Raw genomic sequence first — 8,404 nt, forward strand, 5'->3', positions numbered from 1 at the left:
AGTTACTCAGCAAAAATAGGTGGAAAGGCGTGCTCTGAGGACAGGTGCCCAGCAGTGTGTACTGACCAGCGAGTCTGTAGTGCTCTGTAATACCATCGAATACCGCAGTAATGCAACTATGCCCTTCGTACTTGGCGCTGCAGGGGTGTTGGCTGCGTCCACTCACCCGAATCACTTACTGATGTAAGCTCATCGGGATTCGTTCACTGGCCGCCTACCTGCAACCCCAATTACTTGGGCATAAACGTTATATATTGGGCGCTGAAGGGGTGTTGGCTGCGTCCACTCACCCGAATCACTTACTGATGTAAGCTCATCGGGATTCGTTCACTGGCCGCCTACCTGCAACCCCAATTACTTGGGCATAAACGTTATATATTGGGCGCTGCAGGGGTGTTGGCTGCGTCCACTCACCCGAATCACTTACTGATGTAAGCTCATCGGGATTCGTTCACTGGCCGCCTACCTGCAACCCCAATTACTTGGGTATAAACGTTATATATTGGGCGCTGCAGGGGTGTTGGCTGCGTCCACTCACCCGAATCACTTACTGATGTAAGCTCATCGGGATTCGTTCACTGGCCGCCTACCTGCAACCCCAATTACTCGGGCATAAACGTTATATATTGGGCATAGAGATTTATAACGAATGGCATAGAAGTATTCGCTGTTTTCACTATAAAACTAAAGCCGCAGGGATGAGCTGCGGCTTCAGATTTTTGGGATATAAATATCCCGCAGTTCAAGCTGGGTGAAGCTCAGACTACTTTACAGCGCCGCGATAGTGGCCTGCTGCTCAATCAGTTTTACTTTCGCTTCGGCACAGGCAGCCAGTCTCTCACGCTCTTTAGCAACAACGGCTTCTGGCGCTCGTGCCACAAAACCTTCGTTACCCAGTTTGCTTTCGATACGCTCGATTTCAACATCAAGCTTGGCCACTTCTTTTGCCAGACGGTCCAGCTCGACGGCTTTGTCGATCAGACCGGCCATTGGAATCAGCACTTCTGCGCCTTCAACCAGCTTAGTCACGGACAATGGCCCTTTATCCCCTTCAGGTAACAGGGTGATAGAGGAAAGACGCGCCAACGACTGGATAAAGCTCTGGTTTTCCAGCACTCGGCGCTGAGCTTCAGCGCTGGCGCCGCGTAGCAACACTTCCAGTGGTTTACCCGGAGAAATATTCATTTCTGCACGAATATTACGCACCGCAATAATGGTCTGCTTGATCCATTCCAAATCACTCAGGGCTTTTTCATCAACCTGGCTGGCGTCATATTCTGGGAAAGGTTGCAGCATAATGGTGTCTGCGGTAATGCCCTTCAGCGTTTTCACGCGTTGCCAGATGGTTTCCGTGATGTAAGGAATGATTGGATGCGCCAGACGCAGCAGAGCTTCCAGCACGTTAATTAGCGTGTTACGCGTGCCGCGCAGCTCCGCCTCAGAACCGTTGCTCATTACCGGTTTGGTCAGTTCCAGATACCAGTCGCAGAATTGGTTCCAGGTGAATTCATACAGAATACCCGCAGCCAAATCGAAACGATAAGTATCCATCGCTTCACGGTAGGCTTTCACCGTCTGGTTGAATTCAGCCAGAATCCAGCGGTCAGCCAGTGACAGCACCATTTCGCCGCCGTGTTGGCCGCAATCCTGATCTTCGGTGTTCATCAACACGAAGCGGCTAGCGTTCCACAGCTTGTTACAGAAGTTACGATAACCTTCCAGACGCTTCATATCCCAGTTAATGTCGCGACCGGTTGAGGCCAGCGCCGCCAGGGTGAAACGCAGGGCGTCGGTACCGTGCGGCTCAATGCCGTTCGGGAATTGTTTTTCGGTACGCTTGCGGATTTTCTCAGCCAACTGCGGCTGCATCATGTTACCGGTGCGTTTTTCCAGTAATTCTTCCAGCGAGATACCGTCAACCATATCCAATGGATCGATAACGTTACCTTTGGACTTGGACATTTTCTGCCCTTCGTCATCGCGGATCAAACCTGTCATGTAGACGGTTTTGAACGGTACCTGCGGCTTGCCGTTTTCATCTTTCATAAAGTGCATGGTCAGCATGATCATGCGGGCAATCCAGAAGAAAATAATGTCGAAGCCGCTGACGATAACGCTGGTCGGATGGAAGGTTTTCAGCGCATCGGTCTGCTCTGGCCAACCCAGAGTAGAGAAGGTCCACAGACCGGAGGAGAACCAGGTATCCAGTACGTCTTCGTCCTGACGCAGAGCAACGTCTGCACCCAGATTGTTCTCGCGACGCACTTCCGCTTCATCGCGGCCTACGTACACTTTGCCAGCTTCGTCGTACCAGGCTGGAATGCGGTGACCCCACCACAGCTGACGGGAAATACACCAGTCCTGAATGTCACGCATCCAAGAGTAGTACATGTTTTCATACTGCTTAGGTACGAACTGGATATCGCCGTTTTCAACCGCTTCAATCGCGACTTTCGCCAGCGGAGCAGTACGGACATACCATTGGTCGGTCAGCATTGGCTCGATAACCACGCCGCCACGGTCGCCGTAAGGAACGGTCAGATCGTGAGGTTTGATTTCTTCCAGCAGACCCAGTTTGTCGAACTCGGCAACGACGGCTTTACGAGCGGCAAAGCGCTCCATGCCTTGGAACGGTTCTGGAATCGCACCGCTGTATACATCGGTGACTTCACCGTTGGTGTCGAATACTTCGGCTTCGCTACGGATATCACCGTCGAAAGTTAGAATATTGATCATCGGCAGGGCGTGACGTTTACCGACTTCATAGTCATTAAAGTCATGGGCTGGGGTGATTTTCACACAGCCGGTGCCTTTTTCCATATCGGCGTGTTCATCGCCGAGGATCGGAATGCGACGACCTACCAGCGGCAGGATCACTTCTTTACCAATCAGATCCTTGTAGCGCGGATCTTCTGGGTTAACGGCGATGCCGGTATCACCAAACATGGTTTCCGGACGGGTCGTGGCAACAACCAGATAGTCTTTGCCTTCTGCGGTTTTCGCGCCGTCGGCCAGCGGGTAACGCAGGTGCCACATGGAACCTTTGGATTCGCGGTTTTCCACTTCCAGATCGGAGATCGCGGTGCGCAGTTTTGGATCCCAGTTCACCAGGCGTTTACCGCGGTAGATTAGATCTTCTTTGTGCAGACGGACGAACACTTCTTTGACCGCGTTGGACAGGCCATCGTCCATGGTGAAGCGCTCGCGCTCCCAATCCACGGAGTTGCCCAAACGGCGCATCTGACGAGTGATGGTGCCGCCTGATTCGCCTTTCCACTGCCAGATTTTGTCGATGAAGGCGTCGCGACCGTAATCGTGGCGAGTTTTGCCTTCTTCAGCAGCAATTTTGCGTTCTACAACCATCTGGGTCGCGATACCTGCGTGGTCAGTGCCGGCCTGCCACAGGGTATTTTTCCCCTGCATGCGCTGGTAGCGGATCAGCGTATCCATAATGGTTTGCTGGAAAGCATGACCCATATGCAGGCTGCCGGTTACGTTCGGCGGCGGGATCATGATGCAGTAGCTTTCTTTGCTGGTATCGCCGTTCGGCTTAAAGTAACCCTGCTTTTCCCAGTGTTCGTAGAGCGGTTGCTCAATCTCGTGCGGACTGTACGTCTTGTCGAGGGAGTTGTTTGTTTTTTCCATTTTATTTATTTGTTCAGTGAGTTGGCGGCGTTGCCGTGGTCAAATGGAAGCCGACGCTGCGATATGACTTATATCGGTCGCGCGCCAACTGTTTCAAAGTTTCTTCGTAAGGAACGAAGTCTATCACTTCATGGAAAGCGGTGGCAAAACCTGCGAACTCCGGTAGCAGGCTAATCAGCAGGTCGCGCGGTGAATTTCCACGTCTCTCCGGCCAGGCCAGCTCCACCGGTGCGCCGTACTTTGGCCCTTCGCCCGCTAAATTATGCGGAACAAATTGCTCCGGCGCTCGTTGCCACAGGGCCTCGTCAAGACGTTGAGCCTGTTCCTGACTTTCACATGCGATCAGCACCCGTTTGCCCGCCCGCCAGCGTTCAGCCGCCAGATCGCATGCCAGCGCCTCATGGGCTCGCAGCTCGCCGGAAGGTTGATCGTGATCGAGAAGATAGAAGGTTGCGTTTTTCATAGGCTCTCTACGACGTTAAGGGCACGAAGTGTGCCCTTAAGATAACTCGGTGTATACCCTTGTCTCTGAAGTAACAGGGGGATTCTCTGTTACTTCAATGAGTTCGGGTAGATATCAAACGATTAATCGTCGCCGTTCAGACCTGCGCGATTCAACAGGAACTGCGACAACATGGCAACCGGACGACCGGTAGCGCCTTTGTTTTTTCCTGAACGCCATGCGGTACCCGCAATATCCAGGTGAGCCCAAGTATATTTACGAGTAAAGCGCGACAGGAAGCAGCCCGCAGTGATAGCTCCGCCAGCGCGTCCGCCAATGTTCGCCATATCGGCAAAATTGGAGTCCAACTGTTCGTAGTACTCATCGCTTAGCGGCAAGCGCCACGCGCGGTCACCGGCTTGTTCTGAGGCGCCAATCAGCTCGTGAGCTAATGGATTATGGTTCGACATCAAACCGGTAATGTGGTGACCCAAAGCCACCACGCATGCGCCGGTCAGGGTGGCAATATCAATCACCAGCTCTGGTTCGAAGCGTTCAACGTAGGTCAGAGTATCACACAGTACTAAACGGCCTTCCGCATCGGTATTCAGCACTTCTACCGTCTGGCCGGACATAGTCGTTAACACGTCCCCCGGGCGATAAGCCTGCCCGCCCGGCATGTTTTCACAGCCCGCCAGCACGCCGATAACGTTCAGTGGCAATTGCAGCTCTGCCACTACGCGCATCACGCCATACACGGTGGCGGCGCCACACATGTCGTATTTCATTTCGTCCATGCCTTCGGCTGGCTTGATAGAAATACCACCGGAATCGAAGGTCAGCCCTTTGCCAACCAGCACAATTGGCTTAGCGTCAGCATTCGGATTACCTTTATATTCAATCACCGACATCAGGGATTCGTTCTTAGAACCTTGCCCCACGGCCAGATAGGAATGCATGCCCAGTTCTTTCATCTGTTGCTCACCGATAACGCGGGTGATGATGTTAGTGCTGAACGCATCGGCTAACTGACGAGCCTGAGAGGCCAGGTAAGCGGCGTTACAGATATTTGGCGGCATATTACCCAGGTCTTTTGCCGCTTTGATACCGGAAGCCACAGCCAAACCGTGCTGAATTGCGCGCTCTCCGCTGGTCAGTTCGCGGCGGGTTGGCACGTTGAATACCATTTTACGCAGCGGACGGCGCGGCTCGACTTTATTGCTTTTGAGCTGATCGAAGGTGTAAAGGGTTTCTTTTGCCGTTTCTACCGCCTGACGTACTTTCCAGTAGGTATTACGGCCTTTGACGTGCAGTTCTGTCAGGAAGCAAACGGCTTCCATCGAACCGGTATCGTTAAGGGTATTGATGGTGTTTTGAATCACTTGCTTATATTGGCGTTCATCGAGCTCACGCTCTTTACCACAGCCAATTAACAGGATCCGCTCGGAGAGAATATTAGGCACATGGTGCAGCAGTAATGTCTGACCCACTTTGCCTTCAAGCTCACCGCGGCGCAACAAAGCGCTGATGTAGCCATCACTAATTTTGTCGAGTTGTTCGGCGATCGGGGATAGACGGCGAGGTTCAAAAACGCCGACTACAATACAGGCACTGCGCTGTTTTTCCGGGCTGCCGCTCTTTACACTGAACTCCATGCACTCTCCTGAATCTTAAAGACAAAGGCGGGAGCTACCGCTAGAATGTAGCGCTCCGCAACGATCTCTCTCCGTTGTGTTAACGACGTGTGTTAACCTGAACGGCATAAGTTGTTTTGTTTTGGCGACTATAAGCATGTTCCTATAGGACACCTAAACGCTAGATGCTGTAATACTATTTTAGCTGTGAAGGTTGCCATATGATGAGAATAAATGGCGGATTAGCGATGAAACTATCGATTTTCCTGCAAAAAGACAAGTTTTCACAGGCGTATTAGCGTGATCATCATTAGATATCTGGTACGGGAAACACTCAAAAGTCAAATTGCGATTCTATTCATCCTGCTACTGATCTTCTTCAGTCAGAAGTTAGTACGGGTATTAGGTGCCGCAGTTGACGGTGAGATTCCGACAAATTTGGTTTTATCCCTCCTTGGACTCGGCGTGCCGGAAATGGCGCAGCTTATTCTGCCGTTGAGCCTATTCCTCGGCCTGTTGATGACCTACGGCAAACTGTATACGGACAGCGAAATCACCGTTATGCACGCCTGTGGGTTAGGCAAACGGTCTTTGATTGCCGCCGCATTAATCTTATCGATGCTAACTTGTGGTCTGGCTGCGATTAACGCCATTTGGCTCGGGCCGTGGTCGTCAAAGCATCAGGATGAAGTCTTGAATGATGCTCGGGCAAACCCAAGCCTGGCAGCGCTGGTTGAAGGCCAGTTCCAATCCTCGCAGGATGGTAACGCGGTGCTGTTCGTCAGCAGAGTTAGCGGTAAAGAATTCCAGCGCGTGTTCCTCGCACAGCTACGCCCAACTGGCAATCAGCGTCCATCCGTAGTGGTGGCCGACAGTGGCCACATGATGGAGCGCCCTGACGGTTCGCAGATGGTATTGCTGAATAAAGGTACTCGCTACGAAGGCACCGCGCTGCTGCGTGATTTCCGGATTACCGACTTTAATGATTATCAGGCGGTCATTGGCCATCAAACCGCTCAGCAGAACAATAATATTGCGGAACAGATGTCAATGAGCGCCCTGTGGCATTCTACCGATCCTGACGCGCGCGCCGAGTTCCACTGGCGGCTAACGCTGATTGTTTCCGTGGTTATCATGGCATTGCTGGTTGTTCCGCTCAGCGTTGTCAATCCACGGCAGGGGCGTGTGCTCAGTATGCTGCCGGCTATGTTGTTGTATCTGATTTTCTTCCTGCTGCAAAGCTCTCTGCGCTCCAATGCGGGTAAAGGAAAACTGGATCCGTTGATTTGGCTATGGGCAGTGAACTTCGCTTATCTGGCGCTCGCGCTGATCCTTAATGTGTGGGATAGCTTGCCAGCTCGTAAATTACGAGCGCGTTTGAGAGGGGCTGCCTGATGTTTGGCGTATTAGACCGTTATATCGGACGAACCATCCTCAACACCATCCTGATGACGCTATTTATGCTGGTGTCGCTATCGGGCATCATCAAGTTTGTCGATCAGCTGCGCAAAGTTGGGCAGGGGGAGTATTCGGCGGCTGCGGCGGGGATGTATACCTTGCTCAGCGTGCCTAAAGATATTGAAATCTTCTTCCCGATGGCGGCGTTACTTGGCGCTTTGCTCGGTCTGGGAACTTTGGCTACGCGCAGTGAACTGGTGGTTATGCAGGCTTCCGGTTTCACCCGTATGCAAATTGCCGCTGCGGTGATGAAAACCGCGATTCCGCTGGTATTGCTGACCATGGCAATCGGTGAGTGGGTTGCGCCGCAGGGTGAGCAAATGGCGCGTAACTATCGGGCGCAGATGATGTTTGGCGGTTCATTGCTCTCGACTAAAACCGGGCTATGGGCCAAAGACGGTTCGGACTTTATTTACATTCAGCGCGTTGTGGGCGAAAAAGAGCTGGCCGGTGTGAATATCTATCATTTTGATGATGCCGATCGCCTGCAATCCGTGCGCTATGCCGCAACGGCGACTTTTGAGGATAAAATCTGGAAGCTGTCGCAGGTGGATGAATCCAATCTGAGCGACCCGAAACAAATCACCGGTGCTCAAACGCTGACAGGGGAATGGAGAACCAACCTGACGCCAGACAAGCTGGGTGTGGTTGCCATGAGTCCAGATTCGCTCTCTATTAGTGGATTACATAATTACATCAAGTACCTGAAACAGAGTGGGCAAGAATCCAGCCGTTACCAGCTTAATATGTGGAGCAAAATTTTTGCGCCTATATCCGTAGCGGTAATGATGTTGATGGCCTTATCGTTCATATTTGGCCCGCTACGCAGCGTACCAATGGGGGTGCGAGTGGTCACTGGTATTTGCTTCGGCTTTATTTTTTACGTGCTGGATCAAATCTTCGGGCCGCTTAGCCTGGTTTACAAGATTCCTCCGGTGCTGGGTGCTTTGTTGCCGAGTATGCTTTTCCTGCTGATCAGCGTTTATATGCTGTTAAAACGTCGATAGCGGCGTTTTTTTCAACACTTGAACTAAAGGCAGTGTAATAACAGTTGCATGCGGATCACAGGTAAGTATAATTCACCTCGTTCTCCGCATACTACTTCAGTGCCGAAGTGGCGAAATCGGTAGACGCAGTTGATTCAAAATCAACCGCCGCGAGGCATGCCGGTTCGATTCCGGCCTTCGGCACCATTAGTATGAAAATCAAGTCACCGCAAGGTGGC

The 8,404-nt window shown here is 52.0% G+C and carries 5 protein-coding genes and 1 tRNA gene; 3 read left to right on the forward strand and 3 right to left on the reverse strand.

All coding sequences use genetic code 11. The features are described from left to right. Nucleotides 1-768 precede the first annotated feature (768 nt). The 3 genes from ACQ4OC_RS11750 to pepA all read right to left on the reverse strand — a co-directional run bounded on the left by ACQ4OC_RS11750 (nucleotide 769) and on the right by pepA (nucleotide 5,742). Nucleotides 769-3,645 carry a valine--tRNA ligase gene (locus tag ACQ4OC_RS11750; RefSeq protein ID WP_064516210.1) on the reverse strand — a complete coding sequence of 959 codons (2,877 nt, stop codon included), beginning with the start codon at nucleotides 3,643-3,645 and terminating at the stop codon, nucleotides 769-771. A 13-nt stretch (nucleotides 3,646-3,658) separates the two neighbouring features. Beyond that, a complete protein-coding gene (locus ACQ4OC_RS11755) occupies nucleotides 3,659-4,108 on the reverse strand; it encodes a DNA polymerase III subunit chi (RefSeq protein ID WP_064516212.1) in 450 nt (149 codons plus the stop codon). 122 nt (nucleotides 4,109-4,230) lie between these two features. Then, entirely contained in the window at nucleotides 4,231-5,742 is a 1,512-nt protein-coding gene (gene pepA / locus ACQ4OC_RS11760) for a leucyl aminopeptidase (RefSeq protein WP_049599547.1), read from the reverse strand. 279 nt (nucleotides 5,743-6,021) lie between these two features. Here pepA and lptF point away from each other — a divergent pair, with 279 nt between their 5' ends. The 3 genes from lptF to ACQ4OC_RS11775 all read left to right on the forward strand — a co-directional run bounded on the left by lptF (nucleotide 6,022) and on the right by ACQ4OC_RS11775 (nucleotide 8,372). After that, the gene (lptF, locus tag ACQ4OC_RS11765) at nucleotides 6,022-7,116 is read left to right on the forward strand and encodes an LPS export ABC transporter permease LptF (RefSeq protein WP_064516214.1); all 1,095 of its coding nucleotides are present in this window, start codon (nucleotides 6,022-6,024) and stop codon (nucleotides 7,114-7,116) included. Then, nucleotides 7,116-8,186: an LPS export ABC transporter permease LptG gene (gene lptG / locus ACQ4OC_RS11770; RefSeq protein WP_064516216.1), complete on the forward strand. Its 1,071-nt coding sequence runs from the start codon at nucleotides 7,116-7,118 to the stop codon at nucleotides 8,184-8,186. The genes lptF and lptG overlap by 1 nt, the downstream gene beginning before the upstream one ends. A gap of 101 nt (nucleotides 8,187-8,287) precedes the next feature. Next, nucleotides 8,288-8,372: transfer RNA gene (locus tag ACQ4OC_RS11775), tRNA-Leu, on the forward strand. The last annotated feature ends 32 nt before the right edge of the window (nucleotides 8,373-8,404 follow it).

Source organism: Yersinia sp. J1 (genome assembly GCF_050586585.1).
In the GTDB taxonomy this organism is placed as follows: domain Bacteria; phylum Pseudomonadota; class Gammaproteobacteria; order Enterobacterales; family Enterobacteriaceae; genus Yersinia; species Yersinia entomophaga.

What these genes read in the sequence shown, in the direction of transcription:
- pepA (WP_049599547.1), bottom strand. Translation starts at nt 5,742, where the DNA reads ATGGAGTTCAGTGTAAAGAGCGGCAGCCCGGAAAAACAGCGCAGTGCC.
- ACQ4OC_RS11755 (WP_064516212.1), bottom strand. Translation starts at nt 4,108, where the DNA reads ATGAAAAACGCAACCTTCTATCTTCTCGATCACGATCAACCTTCCGGC.
- ACQ4OC_RS11750 (WP_064516210.1), bottom strand. Translation starts at nt 3,645, where the DNA reads ATGGAAAAAACAAACAACTCCCTCGACAAGACGTACAGTCCGCACGAG.
- lptG (WP_064516216.1), top strand. Translation starts at nt 7,116, where the DNA reads ATGTTTGGCGTATTAGACCGTTATATCGGACGAACCATCCTCAACACC.